19 protein-coding genes are annotated in these 21,112 nt (G+C 56.6%); 4 read left to right on the top strand and 15 right to left on the bottom strand.

Annotation, left to right across the window (positions count from 1 at the left end; translation table 11 throughout):
• Positions 1-3: 3 nt before the first annotated feature.
• Positions 4-1,545, bottom strand: coding sequence for a dihydropteroate synthase-like protein (locus A3L10_RS01180; RefSeq protein ID WP_088866018.1), 1,542 nt, complete (start codon positions 1,543-1,545; stop codon positions 4-6).
• 61 nt (positions 1,546-1,606) lie between these two features.
• Between A3L10_RS01180 and A3L10_RS01175 the strand changes: the two genes are divergently transcribed.
• Positions 1,607-2,320 carry a DUF72 domain-containing protein gene (locus A3L10_RS01175; RefSeq protein ID WP_088866017.1) on the top strand — a complete coding sequence of 238 codons (714 nt, stop codon included), beginning with the start codon at positions 1,607-1,609 and terminating at the stop codon, positions 2,318-2,320.
• A 17-nt stretch (positions 2,321-2,337) separates the two neighbouring features.
• On the opposite strand, the gene gyaR is transcribed toward A3L10_RS01175, so the two are convergent.
• Positions 2,338-3,339 (bottom strand): glyoxylate reductase, encoded by a 1,002-nt coding sequence (gyaR, locus tag A3L10_RS01170; RefSeq protein WP_088866016.1) that lies wholly within the window; start codon positions 3,337-3,339, stop codon positions 2,338-2,340.
• Between the two features lie 62 nt (positions 3,340-3,401).
• Between gyaR and rlmD the strand changes: the two genes are divergently transcribed.
• Positions 3,402-4,664, top strand: a complete 1,263-nt coding sequence (gene rlmD / locus A3L10_RS01165) for a 23S rRNA (uracil(1939)-C(5))-methyltransferase RlmD (RefSeq protein WP_088866015.1) — start codon at positions 3,402-3,404, stop codon at positions 4,662-4,664.
• A gap of 22 nt (positions 4,665-4,686) precedes the next feature.
• On the opposite strand, the gene infB is transcribed toward rlmD, so the two are convergent.
• Positions 4,687-6,480 (bottom strand): translation initiation factor IF-2, encoded by a 1,794-nt coding sequence (gene infB, locus A3L10_RS01160; protein ID WP_088866014.1) that lies wholly within the window; start codon positions 6,478-6,480, stop codon positions 4,687-4,689.
• Between the two features lie 98 nt (positions 6,481-6,578).
• Between infB and A3L10_RS01155 the strand changes: the two genes are divergently transcribed.
• Positions 6,579-7,541 carry a hypothetical protein gene (locus A3L10_RS01155; RefSeq protein WP_088866013.1) on the top strand — a complete coding sequence of 321 codons (963 nt, stop codon included), beginning with the start codon at positions 6,579-6,581 and terminating at the stop codon, positions 7,539-7,541.
• On the opposite strand, the gene ndk is transcribed toward A3L10_RS01155, so the two are convergent.
• The 8 genes from ndk to A3L10_RS01115 all read right to left on the bottom strand — a co-directional run bounded on the left by ndk (position 7,538) and on the right by A3L10_RS01115 (position 13,942).
• The gene (ndk, locus tag A3L10_RS01150; protein WP_088180636.1) at positions 7,538-8,062 is read right to left on the bottom strand and encodes a nucleoside-diphosphate kinase; all 525 of its coding nucleotides are present in this window, start codon (positions 8,060-8,062) and stop codon (positions 7,538-7,540) included. The two genes, A3L10_RS01155 and ndk, sit on opposite strands and share 4 nt — an antisense overlap.
• Positions 8,063-8,163: 101 nt before the next feature.
• Complete coding sequence (locus A3L10_RS01145) at positions 8,164-8,370, bottom strand: 50S ribosomal protein L24e (protein ID WP_088866012.1); 207 nt, start codon at positions 8,368-8,370, stop codon at positions 8,164-8,166.
• 5 nt (positions 8,371-8,375) lie between these two features.
• On the bottom strand, positions 8,376-8,588 hold the full coding sequence (locus A3L10_RS01140) for a 30S ribosomal protein S28e (protein WP_088180639.1): 213 nt from the start codon (positions 8,586-8,588) through the stop codon (positions 8,376-8,378).
• Positions 8,589-8,667: 79 nt separating this feature from the next.
• The gene (gene rpl7ae, locus A3L10_RS01135) at positions 8,668-9,039 is read right to left on the bottom strand and encodes a 50S ribosomal protein L7Ae (protein WP_088180640.1); all 372 of its coding nucleotides are present in this window, start codon (positions 9,037-9,039) and stop codon (positions 8,668-8,670) included.
• Between the two features lie 153 nt (positions 9,040-9,192).
• On the bottom strand, positions 9,193-9,807 hold the full coding sequence (locus A3L10_RS01130) for an HVO_0476 family zinc finger protein (protein WP_088866011.1): 615 nt from the start codon (positions 9,805-9,807) through the stop codon (positions 9,193-9,195).
• A 45-nt stretch (positions 9,808-9,852) separates the two neighbouring features.
• Positions 9,853-10,803, bottom strand: a complete 951-nt coding sequence (locus tag A3L10_RS01125) for a helix-turn-helix transcriptional regulator (protein WP_088866010.1) — start codon at positions 10,801-10,803, stop codon at positions 9,853-9,855.
• Positions 10,755-12,647, bottom strand: coding sequence for a phosphoadenosine phosphosulfate reductase domain-containing protein (locus A3L10_RS01120; protein WP_088866009.1), 1,893 nt, complete (start codon positions 12,645-12,647; stop codon positions 10,755-10,757). The genes A3L10_RS01125 and A3L10_RS01120 overlap by 49 nt, the downstream gene beginning before the upstream one ends.
• A gap of 86 nt (positions 12,648-12,733) precedes the next feature.
• Entirely contained in the window at positions 12,734-13,942 is a 1,209-nt protein-coding gene (locus A3L10_RS01115) for an ATP-binding protein (protein ID WP_088866008.1), read from the bottom strand.
• A 332-nt stretch (positions 13,943-14,274) separates the two neighbouring features.
• On the opposite strand from A3L10_RS01115, the gene A3L10_RS10410 reads away from it, so the two are divergent.
• Positions 14,275-14,445 carry a hypothetical protein gene (locus A3L10_RS10410; RefSeq protein ID WP_394335104.1) on the top strand — a complete coding sequence of 57 codons (171 nt, stop codon included), beginning with the start codon at positions 14,275-14,277 and terminating at the stop codon, positions 14,443-14,445.
• Between the two features lie 64 nt (positions 14,446-14,509).
• Here the strand turns inward: A3L10_RS10410 and A3L10_RS01105 are convergent, their stop codons facing one another.
• From A3L10_RS01105 to A3L10_RS01090, 4 genes are read right to left on the bottom strand one after another with little or no spacing between them, the layout of a single operon-like run.
• Positions 14,510-15,766, bottom strand: coding sequence for an amidohydrolase (locus A3L10_RS01105; protein WP_088866007.1), 1,257 nt, complete (start codon positions 15,764-15,766; stop codon positions 14,510-14,512).
• 46 nt (positions 15,767-15,812) lie between these two features.
• Entirely contained in the window at positions 15,813-17,759 is a 1,947-nt protein-coding gene (locus A3L10_RS01100; RefSeq protein WP_088866006.1) for a COG1361 family protein, read from the bottom strand.
• Positions 17,756-19,474, bottom strand: a complete 1,719-nt coding sequence (gene flaJ / locus A3L10_RS01095; protein ID WP_088866005.1) for an archaellar assembly protein FlaJ — start codon at positions 19,472-19,474, stop codon at positions 17,756-17,758. The genes A3L10_RS01100 and flaJ overlap by 4 nt, the downstream gene beginning before the upstream one ends.
• Positions 19,475-19,483: 9 nt before the next feature.
• Complete coding sequence (locus A3L10_RS01090; RefSeq protein ID WP_088866004.1) at positions 19,484-21,112, bottom strand: type II/IV secretion system ATPase subunit; 1,629 nt, start codon at positions 21,110-21,112, stop codon at positions 19,484-19,486.

Here is a 21,112-nt window from a genome sequence, read left to right as displayed (position 1 = left end):
TTTTCAATCTTTTATGTAAAAATCCGGGAAGAGCTCGACCTCCTGGACGTAGCTCCTCCTCAGCTTCAGCGCCGTTTTAGCCCTCTCAAGCTCCCTGCCGAGGTAGAAGGCGTGTCTCGGGCTTATCTCAAAGCGCTCGAGGATTGTGTCGATTATCGCATTCGGTTCGTCGCCAACGATTGTTAGAACCGCTTCGGCCCCCTGGTGGGCGTTGACCCAGATTTTGCCTCCCTCAACCCAGACCCGGAAGTAGACTGGTTCGAGCTTGACCGGTTTTTCTTCGGCCTTGATTATTTTTTTCGCCGGTTCAAACTGCCAGTCCGCGGCCCTCTTCTCCTTCAGGAAGAGCAAATTGAAGCCCAGATCCTTTGGCATCTCGAAGAGGTTTATGTCTATTGCTCTTCTCAGCTCCCTCACCGAACCTCTCGCCTTGGCGCTCGTCTCGGTCGTGAGGAGGAGGTTTATTGAAAGCTCCTTTGCGATTCCAGCCAAGAGGGCGTTCATCCCGACGCTGTCCGCGTCGTAGAGTTCGACCACGTTGCCAACGCCGGCCAAAAGAACGTCGTCAGGATTCCTCTCGCGGTAGAGCTGGAAGGCAGTTATTGAGCGCGCCAGATGCGGTACGTGTTCGAGGATTAGGTCGGGGATTATAGTTTTGTAGCCCAAATCGCGGGCCCTTCCCTTGAGGTTTTCAAGGAACTCGACCCTCTCCACCGGGCTGATTGGGAAGAAGCCCTTCTTCTGGTTCGTCGGGATTAAAACGACGGGCTTTTCCGTCACGAGCTCCTCAAGGTTGCCCTCGTCAACGCTCAGGAAGAGGTCCGCGTAGTCGAGGGCCCTCTCAATTTCCGCCGTGTTGAGGGAATCAAAACTTATCGGGACTTCGAGGCCCTCTCCCCTGAGCCTCTCGCGGATTTCGGGAATCAGCTCGATGAAATCGAGGTTAGTCTCGCCGGCGACCATGCCGACGTCAATTATATCAGCCCCCTCGCGGAGGTAGTAGAGGGCCTTCTCGACGGTCTTTTCAACCCCTAGCCTCGGGGCATCAACCACTTCCCCCAGAATTCTCGCCGGGAAGTCCCTTCCCGCGGGAAGGTTGCCGATGAGGACGTTCCACGGCTTTTTGAGGGCATTCTCGATGTAGCGCCGGTTTTTGGCCTTATTCCTGATGTCCTCGACCCTTTTGAGGGCATCGAAGGAGAAGAGCTCGTCGGCAGGGAGCTCCTTGCTGAGCTTGAAGCCTTCACTCAGGGCTTTAAGCGTCTGGGGGATGTCCATCGCGTTCCTCGGCCCCTTGAACGTTGGAATCCCTATCTCATCCTCAATGAGCCCTGCAGAACCGCGGACAAGACCGGGGATGAGGATCAGGTCGTAATCCTCACTCTTTATGCCGGCCTTTTTTAGGTAGCGGACTATCATCTCCGGGGTAAGGAAGGCGGCAACGCTGACCGGAGTAACGAAGACGTCGCAGCCTTCTCCGTACTTCCTCACGAGGGGCTCCGCGAGTTTTCCGGTGACGAGGAGGATTCTTCCAGATGGCTTCATGGGTTGGAATTGACCCCGAAAGTATTTAGGCTTTTGGAAGAAATGACCAGTGGTGGTGGGAGTGATTCACGTCGGGACATGTGGCTTCTGCGAGAGCCACGCGAAGTACTACCGCGACTTCGATGCGATAGAGGTGCAGCAGACATTCTACCGGATTCTGCAAGAAAAGACCCTCGAACGCTGGAGGAAGGAAGCTCCGCAGGACTTCACCTTCGCCATAAAGGCCTTTCAGGGTGTGACGCACCCGCCGAACAGCCCGACGTGGCGCAGGAGCAACGTAAAGCCTGGGAAGGATGTAGGCCTGTTAAGGCCGAACAGCGAGGTGCTTCACTTCTGGCGTTTGACGCTGAGGGAAGCGGAGATTCTGGGAGCGCGCTTCGTTCTGATCCAGCTGCCGAGGAGCTTCAGGGAGAGCGAGGAGAGCTTCACCAACGCGGAGCGCTTCTTTGAGATGGCGGAGCGGGGGGACTTCGAGATAGCGGTCGAGCTGAGGGGCTGGAGCGAGGAGGGGGTAAAACGCTTCGTGAGGGAGTTCGGAGTTATAGATGTCACCGATCCCCTCGTGAGGATTCCACTCCATAAGGGGGAGACGAACTACTACAGGCTTCACGGCCGCTACGAGAACGGGCGGATAATCTACAAGCATTCCTACAGCGACGAGGAGCTGAAAAAGATAAGGGAAAGGGTTCTCGGCTGGAACATCTCTGAAAGCTTCGTCTTCTTCAACAACTCGGACATGTGTAGGGACGCGAAGAGGTTCAAGGCAATTCTCTAGCTCCTCTTATACATGGTTCACTCAAATCCCGGCTTCCTGACCTTTAAGACCTCCCTGTTGACCAGCGTCGGCGGGACTTCGCCGTTCTTGAAGGCTATCAGGTTCCTCGCAACGAGTTCGGCCATGCCCTCCCTTGCTCCATGGGTTGCGCTACCTATGTGCGGGGCCAGAACCACGTTGTCCAGACTGAAGAGCTCCTCGTGATAGTAAGGCTCCTCCTCGAAGACATCCAGGCCGGCTCCGGCGATCCAGCCATCTTTGAGCGCCCTCACGAGCGCCTCCGTGTCAACGACCTTTCCGCGAGCTATGTTGACGAGTATCGCGGTGGGCTTCATCAGCTTAAGTCTCTCCTCGTTTATCAAGTGATGGGTTTCCTTCGTCAGCGGAACGGCTAAGACCACGAAGTCGCTCTCGCGCAGGAGCTCTTCGAGGGGCTTGAACTCGGCGCCGAGCTCCTTCTCAGCTTCCGGCTTTCTCGTGCGCGAGTTATAGAGGATTTTCATTCCGAAGCCCTTGGCGCGTCTCGCTATCGCCTGGCCAATCCTTCCGAAGCCGACTATTCCTATGGTCTTGCCGTAGACGTCGTAACCGAGAAACATCAGCGGGTGCCAGGCAACGTCGCGCTTCTTCCACTCACCGGAGCGGACGAACTTATCGGCCTCAACGAGCCTCCTCGCGGTGGCAAGGAGGAGAGTCCAGGCGAAGTCAGCGGTGGCGTTGGTGAGAACGTCGGGGGTATTTGTGACGTAGATTCCTCTCCTGGTCGCTTCCTCAACGTCTATGTTGTCGTAGCCGACGGCGTAGTTAGCCACGATTCTAAGCCTAGGAGCGGCATCGAAGATTTCCGCGTTAATCCTCTCGCTGAGCATGGTGACGAGGGCATCAACGTCGCGAACCTTTTCTAGCAAGACTTCCCTCGGAATCTCGTGCTCGTCCTCCCAGACCTCAACCTCGAAGTGCTCCCTCAGCATCTTGATACCGTTCTCGGGAATCGCGCGCGTGACGAATACCTTCGGCATTGCCGCCACCTCCGCCCGAGAGTATGCGAGGGATATAAAAACCCTGAGGGTGACTCCCAAGCATGCCCCTGAAGGGAGAGATAAAAGCCCTGAGCGACGAGGGCCTCGGCGTGCTGGAAAAGGATAATAAGGCCATTTACGTGCCCTTCGTCTATCCCGGCGACGTGGTGAGTGTGAAGAAAACGCGGAGGCGCTTCGGTAGGAGGATAGCCACGGATTTCGAGCTCCTCAAACCTTCACCGCTCAGGCAGCCCCCGAGATGTCCCCACTTCGGAACCTGCGGGGGCTGCCTCTGGCAGGGTCTGAAATATGGAGAACAGTTGGGATTCAAAGCCGAACTCTTTGAGCGGATAACCGGAATAAGCGCCCCCATCAAAGGCTCGCCCAAAATCTGGGGGTTTCGCAACATCAGCAACTTTATCGTGACCACCGAAGGGATAGGATTCAAGGAATACGAGAATCCCCTCGGCGTGGTTAATCTTTCCGAGTGTCCGGTTTTCTCGAAGAGGACGTCCGAATACCTGCGCGCCCTTCGGGCTTTTTTGAGCGAGACTGGCCTTGAACCTTGGAACTTGAAGAGAAAAGCCGGCGACGTTCACTACCTCCAGGTCAGGGAGGGCAAGTTCACGGGTGAGGTCATGGTGAACCTCGTAGCCCATACGAAACCATCGGAGGAAGTTGCTGAGGTCTTCAAGGACTACTTCTCCTTCGCGGATTCCCTCTACTGGAGCCGCAAGACGGACGGAAGGGACGACCCGAGGGGAGAGCCTGAGCTTCTGGACGGCGAACCTTTCATACGCGAGAGGATCGGGGATGTGACTTACCTCATCCACCCCAATTCATTCTTCCAGACCAACAGCTACGCCCTGGAACTGCTCCTTAAGGCCGTCGAGGGCTTTACAGATGGCGGGAAAGTCCTCGACCTCTACTCCGGCGTCGGAACCTTCGGCGTCTGGCTGGCGAAGAGGGGCTTTTCCGTCGAGGGAGTGGAGCTGAACCCCTTCGCGGTGGAGATGGCCAGAAGAAACGCTGAACTGAACGGGGCCCATGCCGTATTCAGGGTCGGCCGGGCAGAGGAAACGCCAATCGGTGACTACGACACGGTGATACTTGACCCGCCGAGGAAGGGACTGAGGGAGGCGACCGAGCTTCTGGTAAAAAGCGGCGTTGAGAGAGTCCTTTACGTCTCCTGCAACCCAAAGGCGTTTCGGCTCGACTACGAGAACCACTTGAGAGAGGCTTACAGGGTTGAGAACGCCATTTTAATCGACATGTTCCCTCACACGCCGCACGTTGAGGCGGTGATATGGCTGGAAAGAACTTGAAAGAAAAGAAGGGTAACGGGACTCAAACCGCCTTCCAGAACGGGTCCTGCTGGACCTTGACCTTCGCCGTCATCTTGAGGGCCCTTATGTCGGTCTCGTCCAGCTCGTTCTTGAGCTGCTTGGCAAGGATTATGACGTCGTTCTTGCTCAGGTCAACGTAGAGAGTCTCGCCGGGGTGGATGTGCCTGCCGACCATCGCGCCCTCGATGGCTATCGCAACGGCGTCGCCCTTCTTGGCCTCCTGGACAAAGTCGTTCTTGTTCTTGATCGACTTGATGACGCCGACCTTCTGGCCGTTCTGTTTGATGAGCGTCACTCCAGGCTTTATCCTGCCCTCAACCACCTCGATGCCGACTATGGCCGGGTGGCTGCGCCTGAATACGTAGCGCTCGTCCGGGTAGAGCCTTATGACGCCCGGGAAGGTGACCTTGCTGAGCAGCTCACGCTTCTTCTTCTCCTCCTCCGCCTTGACCCAGGCCTCGTAGTCCTCGATGAGCTTGTAGATGATGTTACCGGTGAATATCGGCACCCCCTTGGCCTTGGCGACCTCCGCAGCGTCCTCGTTCACCTTGACGTTGAAGCCGAGGACGACGCCGTACTTGGGCTCCTCGTCCTTGACGCTCAGGGCCTCCATCACGTCGGTCTTGCTGATGTTCCCGACGTCGGCCTTCCTTATCGGTATGCTCTTCTCCTGGAGCTCCTTGCTGAGGGCCTCGAGGCTTCCGAGGGTGTCGGCCTTGACTATGACCCCCACCTTGCCGGTGCTTATGACGACGCTCTGTATCTGGCCGAGTATCTCCGCCTTGGCCCTCTCGACCTCTTCCTCCGAGCGGGCCGCTATGACCGGCGAGCCGGCTAGGGCTTCCTCAAGACCGGGTGCGGCTATCTTTATACCCGCGGCGGCGGCGACCTCGTCGACCTGGTCGAAGCGGAACCTCGGGTCACGTATCTCATCGAGGGGCTTCGGCTTGAGCAGGGCGCGGATTTTCGTCACTATCGCTTTGTCTTTGCCTCCAACGACTATCGTGTCGTCCTTCCTCAGAGTTCCGTCGTAGATTATGACGTCTATGGTGGTTCCGAGGCCAAGCTCTTCGCGCACTTCGAGGATCGTGCCGCGCGCCGGGCCCTCGACCTCGATCTTGAGCTTCTCCTCGAGGTACTTCTGGCTGAGACCCGCGATAAGGACGAGAAGTTCCGGAACGCCTATACCGTACTTGGCTGAAATCGGGATTATGGCAAGCTCGCGCGTGAAGTCCTGAACCCTGTCGAAGCGGTTGGCGTTGAAGCCCATCTCGTAGAACTTTCCGATGAGTTCCCAGAGCTTGGTTTCAAGCTCCTGCTGGGCCCTCTGGTCCTGCTTCTTGATGTTGACTAGGAACGGCTCGTCCTCCTCAACCTTCCAGCCCTTAATCCTGTCTATCTTGTTGGCGGCCACGATGAAGGGGGTCCTGTTCTTCCTGAGTATCTCGATGCTCTCTATCGTCTGGGGCTGGAAGCCCTCGTTCACGTCAACTATCAGAACCGCGAGGTCTGCCAGGCTCCCACCCCTAGCGCGGAGGCTGGTAAAGGCCTCGTGACCGGGAGTGTCTATGAAGAGCAGTCCCGGGAGCTTTATCTCACCCTTCCAGAGCTTGATGAGCGGACCGGCCAGCTGCTTGACGGTCTCGATCGGCACCTCCGTAGCGCCTATGTGCTGAGTTATTCCGCCGGCCTCTTTGCCGGCGACGTTCGTGCGCCTGATCCTGTCGAGCAGGGTTGTTTTTCCATGGTCAACGTGACCGAGAACCGCTATGATGGGCTGTCTAATCTTTTTCATCTCCCTCACCTCTAAGCCTAACTCCGGCGTGGCCTTTTAAAGGTTCGTCCGGCCGGAAGGATTAAAAGCTGGAGTGGTAATCTTGGAGGGGTGGTAAAATGCTGGCCGGCTTTGCCATCGTGCTGATTTCAACGGTCGTGGGGTTTGGAATCGCTCTTCTGCTCTGGAGGAAAAACAGATACAGAGCCTCGGTTTACGGCATGCTGTTCTCGCTGTCACTCGCCTCCGTCTGGATGCTCTACTTCGCGACCCTCAATTCCCTCCGCGGGGAGATGATCGCCGGTGAGACCGCCCCCGGCAGGGAAATCGGCCTGGCCCTACTGTTCGCGGTGTACCTCGATTACCTCATCGCTTACCTCCTCGTGAGGAACGCCGGTCTGACGCTGCCCAGGGCGGCCTCGTGGGAGAACAACATCGGCAAGATTACCCTGTTCTTCTCCTTGGTCTCCGTGGGCCTCTATCCCAGGCTCCTCGGCGTTTACGCGATTCTCTACCTGGTGATCGGAGTCTGGCTCCTCAAAAACCGCGAGGAATACATAAGAAACGTGACAAACGCTGAAAGGCTCGACCTCGGCTGGGTGAAGGGTTTCCTGAGGAAGTACGGCATCGAGGTTGAGGAGGTCTGCGGCGTAAAGGACTGCTTCACGGCTCTGCTGACTGGAAGACGGCTCTTCATCGGCGAGAGGCTCCTGGATTTTGAACCCGACGAGACAAAGGTGATGGTACTTGAGGCGGCCTACGTTGAGAGCAGGGGAATAGCTGTCAGGCAGCTCATCCTCGGCCTGATAGTGTTCCTCATATCCGGAATGGTGGTCGCGGACATCGACGATTGGAACCTCAAGCTTGCCGGCGCGGCCTTTCTAACGCTCCTCTCCTGGGGGGTTGATTTGGCTTACATAATCCAGGTACGCACGGCCACGGATCAGTTCGTGGCCGGGGAGCTCGGAAAGGAAACGCTCCAGAGGACGCTGAAGAAGGTGACTGAGCTGGCGAAGAAGAACAAGGAACGGGACGAGTTCACAACGCTCACAGACGTGGAGAAGAGAATGAAAAAGGTCTAGCGCTCGAGGCAGTTCATGCTGTCGAGGTACTCCTTCTTTCCCCTCGCGTGAGTGTGGTAGAACCAGTCCGCTGCTTTACAATACTCGAATATCTCCTCCGGCTTGAAGTAGAGGTTTATCTCCCTCTCGGCGCTCTCAGGGCTGTCCGAGGCGTGGATTATGTTGTATATCGAGTCTCCGATGTCGAGGCCGTAGTCGCCCCTTATGCTTCCGGGCTCCGCGTCCTTTGGGTCGGTGGCGCCGCACATCTTCCTGACGACGCTTATGGCGTAGCGTCCCTCAACCACCATGACAACGCTCGGGGCCTTGGTGATGTAGTCGAGTAGTGGCTCAAAGAAGGGCTTTCCCCTGTGCTCCTCGTAGTGCTTCTCCGCCAGCTCGCGGTCGATCCATATCATCTTCATCCCGACGATTTTGAGACCCCTCTTCTCAAAGCGGGAGATTATTTCGCCCATCAGTCCGCGGACGACTGCGTCGGGCTTGAGTATAACGAGCGTCCTCTCTATCTTCCTCTCGGCCATTGGCAACACCGAAGTTAATTGGCCGGGTGGTTAATAGGTTTTTTGGAACTGTTAACACGTAAGAAACGTCGAAGTCAGAAACGGGAAGGAAAAGAAAGAAATCACTTCCTCCTCTTGGCCCTCTGAAGCCTCGCTTCCTGGAAGGCCTTGGTCCACTTGAGCTTCCTCGGGTTCCTGCCCATGAAGTAGTACTTCTCGCACTTGTTGGAGCAGAAGAACAGGACTCTGCCGTCGTTCCTGACGTACATCTTGCCCGTTCCCGGCTCGAACTCCTTTCCGCAGTAGGAGCAGACGTTCCACCTGGCCATCGCGATTACCTCCTGGTCCTGATCTCCCTAGCTTCACGCTCGGTCTCCCTGAGGATGACTATGTCGCCGACGCGAACCGGCCCCTTGATGTTCCTTCTGATGACCCTGCCCTTGTCGCGGCCTTCCAAAACCCTAACCTTGACCTGAGTAACGCCACCGGTGACGCCGGTTCTGGCAACGATCTCAATAACCTCAGCCGGGTATCCTTCGTCGCTCATTTCTCACACCCCTTAACCTAAAAATCCCTCGCACGGATGAACTTAAACCTTTCCTTGCGGTGAAGGAAGGAAAAGGAGCTCACTTCATGAGCTCCCTAACCTTCATTGCGATGTCCTCAACGAGCTCGCGGCCCTTGCCGGGCTCGACGATGGCGACGCTGGCAGAGGGAACCTCAATACCAGCGGCAGCACCGAGCTCCTTCTTGCTCGGAACGTAAATGTACGGAATCTCCTTCTCCTCACACAGCGGCGGGAGGTGGGCAACTATCTCCTCAGGGTCAACGTCCTCAGCGATGACAACGAGCTTGGCCTGGCCCCTCTCAACGGCCTTGGTGGTCTCGTTGGTACCCTTCCTTATCCTTCCGGTGTCGCGAGCGAGCTCGACGGCCTCAAGGGCCTTCTCGGCAAGCTCTGCCGGAACCTCAAACTTGACGTAGCTTGGCTTCGCCATCTTTCATCCCTCCGAAACCTCATCGTTCATCGAGTTTTGCGTGCTCAATTCCGGAGGAGGCTTTAAAAGGATTTCGATGTCAGCAGCGGCCAAGCTCCTCATTCCCCGAAGGGGTCGGAAAGGAGAAAGAAAGGCTCATCACGACCGGCTCTTTCACGAAGATTCCCTGTCGTAGCCCCTGTATATCTCAAGGCTCCTCCTCGCCCTCGCGCGGGGAATGCTGTGACCCATGAGGGCGACTATCTTATCGGCCTTTGCCTTCCCGTGGTGGAGCATCTTGGTCTCGGTCTTTATCTTCTCAACCCGGAAGGTGTAGCCGCCGACCTCGAGAACCTCTCCGACGACGAACTCCTCGTTCCTCGGCACCTTCACCTTGAAGGCCTGGGTAAGGCCCTTCGGCAGATATATGGAGACCTTGATGACCTTCGGGTAGGTTAGGCTCTCGCCCCAGAGGGTCTTGATCTCGCCTATCTCGGCCCTCTCAACGCGCCTGTCTCCCTCAAGCTCTATGCCGGTTATCCTTACCTCGTCATCTTCGGTTTCGACTATGTCGCCCACCCGGATTTCTTCACCCTCGGGCAGTTCGACGAAGGTTCTGAAACTTCTCTCGTGCTTGCTCACTATGAGCGGAACCTTGATGAGCTTTGGAAGCGTGACGTGCCACACGTTGCCGCACTCGTTGCAGCGGAGGGTGAGCTCCCTTCCCCTCTCCTTGATGACCTCAACGTCATCGCTACCGCACTCTGGACAGATGAAATACTCCTCCATGTCTCTCACCAGTGAGAAGAAGAGGGGAGGCGTTTATAAAGGTACTCACTCCTTCAGAAAAACCCGGTAGGTTCTCCCTTCCTTGGTGCGGGTTATCAATCCCTTCTCCTCCATCTCGCGGAGGATTATGCTGACCTTGGCCTTCGAAACACCGAGTTTTTCAGCGAGTTCACTCTGGAGAACAGGACCCTCCTTCAGCATGGCGAGTAGCTTCTCCTCGTCGCTCCTCAGGTGGGTGAGCTCCTCCTCGCGCTTCCTCTCCCGGTAGAGAATGTAGCCGTAAACCGAACCGCCGCCGAGTAGGAGGCCGATTATAAAGACGCCGAGATAAAGCCACGGCGAGGGCGGCTTTGGAACGGTTATCTCCCCCGAAAAGCCCACTATGAAGTAAAACTCGTCTCCGGGCCGGACGTTGCTGCGCTTCCATTCCAGAAGAAGCCGGTCGGTTGAACTCTCGACCCTGTCCGGCGAGGGGATTATCGGCGAGAGGATTGCGTAGCCCCTCGGGACAAGGAGCTGCATGTGGAAGACGCCAACCGGCTGACTGAATTTGATGTAGTACGTGAACTGCTCGTTTCCGCCGTTCTCGCTTACCATGCCCCTCGTCGTGAAGGTAAGCCCTATCCTGGCGCTCTGCCCCACCTCAAGGGTGGGAAAAGTCATGTAGATGGCGTTGGTTCCGCCAAGAACTTCCCTCACGGTTACGTTTATCCTCTCCACCCTGTTCCCAAGGTCGAGCACGGCGCTCGCGTTCTCAACCGGGTAGGCGGTGTAGATGACGTACTGGCTGAGGTTCGTGTGCGGTGTAAGGTCTATCTCGACGGTCTCGCGGATGTTGTTCTGGTCTATCACCTCAAAGTAGACCGCGTAGGCGTTTATCTCGTAGTCATACTCCTGTGCACCTACCAGCGGGAGGAAAATGAGGGACAGAATCAGGAATAACCCAATTAGAGCTGGCTCCCTTCCTCGGGGTTTTTGATTTTTAACAGCGGGCATACGTCCATACACTCCCGGCAGTGGGTGCACAGGTCGTAATTAACGACGATTTTCTTGCTCCTCGGATCTATGCTGAGCGCCTCCTCGGGACACTTTCCGACGCAGACACCGCAGCCGACACACTCGTAGGCCCTCTTGACGAGGTAGTAAGCTTGCAGGGCCTCGTCGAACTCGCCCGTGTAGGCACCGTCTGGTCTAAATGTAATATCGCCCGCCCTTATGTAGTTTTCGCCTTCCTCAACCTCCCCGAGGATTGGAGCAACTTCCTTAATCCTCTCCAGGTTCACAACGGTGTTGAAGCGGGTCACGAAGCCCTCCTTGGTCTCCTCTATCGTGTACCTCACCGGTTCCCAGGAACGCTCCTCCGGAACTTCAACGCCGAGCTCCCTCGCTATCGCCTTCTCTCCCTTACTCAGCTTCTTCCAGCGCCAGAAGCCGTAAGTTATCCACTCGTCAGGCATGTTGAAGCGTTTTCCCCAGCGCTTGAGCTCGTTCTCCCACTTGGCCCACAGCTCGGGCCTCTCCTCCTTCAGGGTGTAGATCTCCGCCAGGGACGCGCTCGGACAGAGGAAGCAGCCTATCCTGTCGAGCCTCTCCTCGTAGAGCGGGTTGTACTTGAGCTTCCTGCTGAAGATGTAGAGCCAAACCTCCAGCGCGCGCCAGTGGAATATGGGCGATGCGCCGGTCTCGTTCGGCACCCAGGGGTTCTTCCAAACGCGGGGTTGTTTAAACCTCTTTATGCTCTCGTACTTCCTCTGGCCGACGAACATGAGCACTCCTGTGGGGTAGTTCTCCTTTATCGCCATCGTTATCGGGCCGAGCTTCGTAACCTTGCAGCACCAGCGGTAGTCCCTGCCCGGCGGGGAGAAGACGTGAAGGGCGCGCCAGAAGGCGTCGCCGGCATCGGCAACGATGAACCTAATGCCCTTCGGCTCGAGCTCCTTCCTCAGCTCCTCGACGTATTCGAGGGTTTCCGGGAACTCTATGCCGGTGTTGTTGAAGAAGATTGTGAAGCCCTCGTCGCCGAACTCCTCCAGGGCCAGACCAAGGACGGCCAGGCTGTCCTTCCCACCGGAGAACGCAACGGCTATCGGAAGGTCGGAGTAGCGGGTGGCGATTTTCCTCATGAAGCGCCTCGCTTCCATAACCTTCCTCTCAAGCTCGATGGAGTTTGCCCTCAGCACGTCTTCCATCGTGGCCTTTCTCCCCTCGCGGTAGTTCACGCTCTTCTGCCGCCTGACCTTGACTCCGGTTCCGCGCTCCTTGTTGGCAAGTCCCTCGTAGTCCTTCTTCGCTATGCCGGTCGCGATGACCTCGCCGCTCTCAGAGATGAGGATAACGTCGTCGTTCCGCCTTATGCTCGGTTCGGCCTCGAGTATGCCGACGGGCAGGAGGTTGGAGCCGTTGAGGATGGGCTCTATTGCGCCTTCATCGACGATTATCCACTTCTTCATAGACTTACCAAAGTGCTTCCAGAGGGCGATGGCACCCTCGACCTTCAGGCCGGGCTTCCAGCGAAGCTCCAGCGGGTCGAAGCGTATCCAGCCGAAGACGTAGCCGTCGAGTATTATCTCGTAGGAATCATCCTCTCCGGGAGTCTTGTTTAGAAGAATCACCTTTCCGTCGAAGAGTTCGCCGAGGTCGACACCGTAGTGCTCCTTAAACACCGAGCGTATGAACTCGATGTCCTTCCCAAAGGCGAACCTCAAGTCGCCGGGGGGAGTGATGTTGAGGCGGAATACGCTCTCCTTTCCGTGAACGGCACAGCTATCGCCGATGAGCGGGACGTTGCACTTCTCGCACCAGTTTATGTAAGCCTTACCGAGGAAGACCGGCCTTCCCATTTTTCTCTCACCTGGAGCGAGAAGGGAGCGGGGGTTTATAAAGGCGATTGGTCGGGATTGAGTTGGGCAAAGAGAAAACTCCGTGATTAGATCTCACCGTACTCAACGACGTGGCTGTACTCTATTCCATAGAGGAACCGTGGGACTTCATTTCCACCGAGCAGGATGACATCTCTCGGATATCTGCCTCCACCTTTTCCGGACTTCACCTCAACTCTCATGCCCGGCACAACGGCATCTATCTCGTAGTTGTCACTCCGGAAGTAATACACCTTCCTGAACTTCCGGTAAAGGTGCTCCTGGACGGCCCACTCATAGAGAACCGACTCCTCAATCTTAACCTGACTCCACTCGGCGAACGCCCTCGCCATCAACGGGTCTCTGATGGCGAACTTCCTGTTTTTCTTTGGAACGACTTCCTTCCCCCACCGGGAGAAGGGTATTTCCAGGAGTACCTTAAGCTCGGAGAGAACCGATACGTAGCTCCTCACGGTGTCCCTGTTGACGCCGGCCTCCTCACCGAGCTCGCGGTACGAGAGGGGACTGGGTGCCTTGGATATGATCGCACCCAATATCTCCCTCGCGATTTCCGGATCCTTTTCTCTCTCTAGGCTCCTGAGGTCGGCCTTCAGTGCGCCCACTATGTCGCTCTTCCGTATCCTTCTGTTCAGGTAAGCCGCGTAGCCGCCGGTTTTGAGGTAGCTTTCGAATGCGTCCTGGCCCTTTCCGTCGAAGTAGTCCTCAACGCCTGTCAGAAGGCGGTAGTAGTCCCTGAAGCCGAGGGGCATTATTTCAAGAACTTTCCCGTTGCCCTTCCTCCCGGAGAAGTATCCAACGGCCCTGTCGAGGTTGACCGAGACGGAGCCCATCACCGTGACCACGTCGTTCTTAAGCCTCTTCCGGTTTATGAGGTCGATGATGACCTTCCACCAGTTCCTGACGGAGGTAACTTCGTCGAGGAAGATGAGGGAGCTTTTTATACCTTTGGTCTCCCTGAGCTTCAGATAAGTCTTGAGAACAGCGGAGAGGTCGTTCTGGTCGTCGAGCATCGTGCAGTCGTAGTAGAAGATCTCGTAGGGGTTCTCTCTTCCCCTGAGGAGTTCGTTTATGAGGAGCTTCACTCCGAGGGTTTTGCCGACCCTCCTCGGTCCGACGAGGAAGTTCACCGAGAAGGGTTCGAGCGAGAGCTCGTTTATCCACGAGGGGACGTAGCGGTACTCTAAGTCCTTCCACTCCTCGACGTCCGGGTCTTCCTCGTGAACCCACCACAGGTTATACTCCTCAAGATCGAACATGGTATTTTGATGGGCGCCTTCCTTTATATACCTTGCGGAACGTCGTTCGGCAAGACTTTATAAACACTTGCCGAATAGCAATCGACAAGGGTTTATAAAGACTGGCCGGTTGGTGATCGGCAAGCGATGGGAGTGTTTTCATTTTATACCTAACGGGTATAATACTTGGAGGATATAACCACGAAGCCCCGAAACCGGAAGAAGCCCGAAAATGCCTACATAGGGAGTTAGACACAAGCAAACTTGACATCGATACAATAGCCGAGGAGAGCGTCAGACGACTGTACTCGGGCAGGGAGATAGCCAACCTCTGCAATTTGGCTATTCATCACATGCTTGAGGAGAAAAACCCGGAACTCACCGATCTTAACGTCCTCTCTGAAATTGATCTAAAGAAATTGGAGCTCAAAATCAGACCTCTCGAGATGAAGGACTTTGAAGCTGCTTTCAAGAAGATAAAAAGCCCCCTTACACGTAAAGAAATCAAGAAGTATGAGGAATAGGCAGAGAAGTTTGGAGTATAACTACATGAACGTGATGGCATCTTTAGTGGTGTCAAGCTCATAGTCAGGAAAGCCTGACCTCCTCCCACAGCTCCTCCAGCGTTTTTCCCAGCTTCAGCAGTATTCCGTTTTTGTAGACGACCTCTCCGTTCACCATGACCATTTCGACGTCGCTTCCCCTGGCGGAGTAGACGATGTGCGAGTAGGGGTTCTCACCCGGCAGGAACTGGGGTTTCCGAGCGTTGAGCAAAACGAGGTCAGCCAGATAGCCCGGTTTTATGAGGCCGGCCTTCAGCTTGAGGGCCATCGCGCCGCCCAGGGTCGCCCAGCGGAAAACGTCCCTTGCCGAAGCTACATCCGTCCTCTTCCTCCAGGCTTTGTTGAGAACCGCGGCAAAGCGCATCTCGGTGAACATGTCCATCAGTCCGACGGGGTTGGGTGAATCGTTGCCGAGGGCGATGTTCGTTCCGTTCTCGAGGAGTTCTATTATTGGCGCTATCCTTCCCTCAAGTTTCGCCATGCTCATGGAGCAGTGGACGAGCGTCGCGCCGCTCTTGGCGTATGTAGAAACCTCAGAATCGTCAAGGTAAATCCCGTGAACGCCTATGAGGTTTTCGTGCAGCACCCCTGCCCTCTGGAGGTACTCAACGGGAGAAAGCCCGTAGCGTTGTTTGACCTCCCGCACTTCGCTCCTGCTCTGGGAGAGGTGGACGTGAACGAGTGCGTTTCTCTCACGGCCGAACTCCCCGATTTCACGCATCAGCTCAAGGGACACAGTGTTGGTTGCGTGGGGAGCTAGGATGGGCGTTACGAGCTCGTCCCTTCCCTCCCAGCGTTTGAAGAAGCGGAACCCCTCTGCGGGCTCGGCTATCGGGAAGTCAACGAGGTCCATCACCGTCTGACCAACAAACGCCCTGATTCCGAGTTCACTGGCGGTCTTGGCTATCTCATCGGCGAAAAAGTAGTGGTCGTTTACCGTCGTTGAGCCGTTTGAAAGCGCCTCGGCCATGCCGATGAGCGCCCACCTGCGGATTTCCTCGCGCGTCCATTCGAGCTCGGCGGGCCAGATGACATCGCTCAGCCATCTTTCGATCGGAACGTCTTCGCCCAGACCCCTGAACTTCGCCATCGCCACGTGGGTGTGGGCGTTGACCAGTCCCGGGAGAATCAGGTAACCCTTACCGCCGTAGACCTCATCGACGTCGTACTGGCGAATACCATCGGCGGGAACGACGTCTCTGATTACAGATCCGTCTATTACTACCGCGGCATTCTCCCTGAAGCCCTCCCAGTCAACGACGGTTCCAACCAGAGCCTTCATGGACTCACCGATTGGAGTTAGTTGGGCTTTCAGTTAAACCTTTGGGTCACCTCTCCTCCATCCTGGCGGCTATCCACGCGAGGAGCAGGATGAAGACGATGCCGCCCACGAAGGAGCCCCCGATGTAGATGAGCTTCTCCTTCAGTAACATGCCCCCTTCAGAACTCGTTGCAGTCACGTTGCTTTCGTTGCACGGAACTGGCACCTTGATGACCTCCGTCACGACCTTCGGCTCGCACGTGGAATTGGTGCTCTCGTTGGAGATTTCGATTGAGGAGTTTTCGAGGACGTTGCTGGTCTCACCGGTAACTTTGATCGTCGTGGAGTTGTAGAACACCTTGCCGTGGCTTTCAACACCCACGCTTATCTCGTACTCCCCGGGGGCCAGCGGGATGACTGTGAGGAAATAAGTCCTGCTCCCGTTCGGGGCGAGCGTGTCAGTCCTCGTCAGCCATTTTCCGTAGGCGGTGAAGTTCTCGGCTATGGAAGCGAAGCCCTTCGGAAGGGCAACGGTGAGTGTGAAGGGAAGCTCCACGTTCCCCGTGTTCACCACGGTCACGTTGAGGGGTATCTCCTTTCCAACGCTGCCGTTTGAGGCAGAGACCTCCACACGATAGCCAATCTCCACTGGGGCGACGTCGATGGCCCTGTTCTCTGAGCTGAAGCTCACCTCCTCAACGCCGTAGCAGGAGAGGGCGTAGGGCGCGTGACCAGTGACGACCACGTTGCCAAGTGAGAGATTGCCGGCCTTCTCCGGGAGCAGCCTCAGCGGAATCTCTACGCTCTTGCCCTTCGGAATCTCCTCAAAATAGCTCGGGTAGTCGCCGAGAACCTTGAACCCGTCGGAGAGGTTGAGGTTCACCTCCACGTACTTCAGGTCGCTCGGCCCCTCGTTCTTTATGATGATCCTCGCCTCGAAGGGAACGAACTGGGTGGCGTTTCCGGGAGCGAGGAAGGAGACGTTGAGGAGCGCAACATCGCTCACCTTGGGAACCTTCTCCTCGTCTATGAACGCCACCACGTGGACCTCCATCGCTCCATCGCGCTTCCTGGAGGCAGTTGCACCCAGGAGGAGGCCACCGTAGTAGATTCCGGAGGAGAAGTTGCCGATCGTTATGAACCCCGACCTGATGACCCTGCCACAGGGGTTCATTATAGAGACATAGGCGCTGTCGTTGAAGATTTTGTCCACCCTGACCAGGTACGGGCCGAGCTTCTCTGTCTTGCCCTCGCGGAGCCATCCCTCGAAGGAGGGATGAACCTTCACGCGGATGTACGCGCCTTTCAGCCGGATGCTGGCCTTCAGGTAGTCCGAACCCACCAGTTCGCCGACGGAAATTAGCAGACCCCCGGCATCTATCGTCTCACCGGGTTCCGCTAGGTACTGCTTGCCGCTTACGCGGATGTCCACTATCTCCGTCAGTCCCCCGTTCTCCGAAGAGACCGTGTAATTGTAGAACACGACGCTCCATTCTCCCACCGATACGTTTTTGTTCCTCTTCAGGTAGCCGTCGAAGAGAACCGGCATCGGCATCAGGGATATCCCCAGGTTCCCGTAGGAGACCTCCTTCCCGGCCGCACAGTAGATTTCCTTAGAGGTCTCTCCGCCGGATACTACCAACGTGCCGCCCTTCTCGCCCACGGACTTCAGCAGAACCTCGTAATTCCCAACGAATAGCTTCTCGCCTTCGAGAAGGTAAGGGAAGGTGTACGAGAGGTTCAGATACGACATCTCCGAGGAGTACAGGGCGTTATGGAAGGAGAACGAATAGCCGTTCCACAGGATGCTTCCTCCAACCGGAACCACCCTCATGCCCATGCCGTTGGGATAAACGAGGACCGAGCCGTCGCTAAGGGAGATGTCCTTGACGAGAACGTCGCCCCCATCAATCCCAACCCTGGCCGGGAACGGAAGCCAGCCGGTTATCGAGGAGCTGGCTGCCACGCCGGGCAGCAGCATGAACGCCAGGACCAAAACGAGTAACCTCTTCACGGTATCACCCCCAGGGAGCCTATAACCACCCCCGTCAGCGAGGAGAACGTCATCATCTTGCCCATCACGACGGTTCCCAAGTACTGGCCGAGCGCCGCCAGCCACACGAGAACCACGAAGTAGTAGACCGTGATCCCGATGTGTCCGCCATCGGCGAACTTTATCGAAAGGGCGGAAAGGAGGCAGTGGATGATGAGGATGACCATGAGGATGTAGTCAGTCATCTCCAGGCCGCTCTTCGACGGAACGAAGATTATGTTCTGGAGGAAGTCCCCCTGGATGGTCAGGTTTGAGAAGAGCTTATTCATGTAAACTGAAACCTGAAACGCGGCCGCAACGGAGAAGGCGAAAGCCCCGGTTATGCCGTAGATAACGCCCCTGAAGCTCGCCACAGTCTGGGCGCGCTTCCTCCTGAGCCTCACCAGACGCTCGAAGTTCCTCGATATGACCATTCCAACGTAGTCCGGCTCAGCACCGAGGTTTATGCTCTTGTTGAATATCTCGGAGAAGATGCCTATGAGCCAGCTCCCCGTGTCTATCGTGAAGTAGCGCCAGGATTTGCTGTTGTCTATCCTCATCGAGACCCTGCGGTAGAGGTTCCTTATGTCCTGGGTGAGGACTCCGAAGTCATGGGCGCTGAGGTACTTGAGCACTAGGGGAAGGGCGGCGCCGCTGGCCGCAAGCGATGAGCTGAGGCTCCTCATGAAGGCGGGGAAGTTCTCGTCCTTCACGAGGATGGCCTTCTCCTCCTTCTCAAGCACCTTGCCCAGGTACATGAGCGGGGTGAGCACTATCGCGACCTGCACGAGGAGTGGGAGGTCGAACCTCGGCCTCACCACGAGCGCCACCAGAACCGCCGCCACGACGATGCCAGCAACGGAGACGAGCGCGGCCTTGATGAACTTGGCCTTCCTCTCGGAGGTCATGGCATAGTCGGCCCATATCTTGTCCTCCGGCATCCTGTACTTTATAACGAGCATTATTCCAATCTCGGTGGCAAGGACGAGCACGAACATGAAGGCGCTCAGGCTGACGATGTCCTGGCCGGTCAGTATCGGGCCGATGATTATGAAAGTCACCATGAAGACGACAGAAATTATCAGGGAGGAGTACACCTCCTTAAAGACGTCCAGGTCGTAAAGGGTTCCCTCGTAGAAGGTCTCGTAGTCGTCCATAACCGTCTTCTGCTCCTGGAGGAGGTAGTCCCTGAGCTCGACACCGCTGTCGAGGGAATAGGCGAGCCTGTCGAGGAAGTCCGCGAAGACCTTGCTGGGCGTTCTCCTCGCCAGGAACCTCAGGGCCTCCGGCATTCCCCTGTGGAGCTTGGCTATTAGGTAGTAAACCTTCTTCATGTCGCTCGCTATCGGCTCCAGAATCTTCTCGGTGGCCAGGTTCCAGATGAGCTCGCTTCTGCTCACGTCGCTCGTCGAGAGAACCGCGAAGTACGTGGCGAAGAACGGAATCTTGGAGTTTATCTGAACCCTCTTGTTGCTTATTCTGGCGTAGGGATAGCCGACGGCGTAGATGAGGGGGAGGAGCGGGATCGCGTAGAGAGCGAGGGTTATCACGCTGGAGAGGGCGACAAACCTCTTGAGAACTGAGACCGCGGCGAAGAGCGCCATGGCACCCACTAGGCTGGGCAGTAGAATCTTCCTGAAGTACTCATGCATGGTGATGCCCGACTGCGCCAGCACTCCCGCCTTCTCTCCGGCCATCTTACCACCTCACAGCCTGAAGCTCAGTCCCTCGATTCCCTTCTCGTAGAAGGCCTTGATCTCACGGTGAACGGCGTAGTAGTCCGTTATGCCAAGCTCTGCCATCCTCTTGATTATCCTCGCCCTCAGGAAGAGCTCGTTGTATATCTCCTTCGGGTCCTCGTAGCCGGCAACTTCGGCTATCTTCCTCTCTAGGATATACGAGTTGTTCATTCCACGGAAGATGTGCCTGTCCGTCACCGAGTCCCACTCGAAGACGTTCCTCGTCGCAACGCCGCCGAGTTCCTCGTAGTAGCCCTCTATCTCGACGACGCTCAGAACCCTCCTCAGGAACCTGCCGCGGACGTAGACCGCCTGCTGGAAGAGGGCTATGTTTAGGTTGTCTATGAACGTGACCGGGATGTTTATCGGCGAACCGGTGAAACGCTGTATCATCTTCCTGACGTCGCCCGCGTGGAACGTCGCCATAACCGGGTGGCCCGTCTGCATTGCTTGGAAGGCTATGGCACCCTCGGCTCCACGGATCTCACCGACTATGATGTAGTTCGGCCTCGAACGTAGGGCTGCCTTCAGGAGGTCGAAGAGCGTAACCCTGCTCTCCTCTGGGCCGCGCTCCCTGGTGGTGAGCCTCTGCCAGTTCTTGTGCGGAACGACGACCTCTGGTGTATCCTCAGCGGTGTAGACTTTAGCGTCTGGCTTGATGAACGGGATGATTGAATTGAGCGTCGTGGTCTTTCCGCTCGCCGTCTCACCGCAGACGAAGACGCTCATACCGTACTCGAGGGCCAGCCAGAGGTAGGCAGCGACCTCTGCCGAGAAGGTGTTCCACTTAACGAGCTGGACGACGCTCAGTGGCGTCGCCGAGAACTTACGGATAGTTGCGCTCGGGCCCTGGATGCTGACGTCGGGCGAGTAGATGATGTTGATACGCGAGCCATCCGGCAGGGTTCCGTCAACGATCGGGTTCTTGTCGCTGACAGGCCTCCCCATCCTCTCGCTGAGGTTCTTGAAGTAGTCCGCCAGGCGGAGGTTATCGCCGAAGGTTATGTTGGTCTCCATTGCATCGAATATCTTGTGGATGAGGGAGACGTAGTTGGCGCCTATTATGTGGATATCCTCGATGTAGGGGTCGCGCATGAGGGGCTCGAGGGGGCCGATTCCGACGATGTCCCTCTTGAGGAGATAGCGAAATTTAGCAACTTCCTCGGCCGTGAACGAGACCCGCCTGCGGTTGAACAGTCCCCCTCCAATCTTGCTCAGAGCCTCGTCCATCAGGTCGTCCAGAAAGCGCTCGAACTCCTCGCTGTCCTCGGGAATCTTCTTCTCCGGTGCAAGCTCGAGTATCTTGTCCTTCAGGAGTTCGTACTTCCGCTCCTCCTCCGGGCGGGTTATCCTGGGCTCAATGACTATGTACCTCTTCTCGGTGTTCAGGTCGCCGTAGATGTGGATGAATATCGGGTCGCCGACGGGGTAGAGTATGTTCGGGTACTTGATGTCCTTCATGTCCCTGCTGAGCTGGGCGTAGAACTCCGGAAACTTGCCGGTCTTCTTGACGAATTCCTCCACGTACCTCCGCAGATGGGGATTCCGCGCCATTGCAACCTCGATGTTGTCGCTGACGTCCCTCCTGACCGGCAT

This window comes from Thermococcus radiotolerans (genome assembly GCF_002214565.1).
Taxonomy (GTDB): domain Archaea; phylum Methanobacteriota_B; class Thermococci; order Thermococcales; family Thermococcaceae; genus Thermococcus; species Thermococcus radiotolerans.
This window is presented reverse-complemented; position numbering and strand designations above follow the sequence as displayed.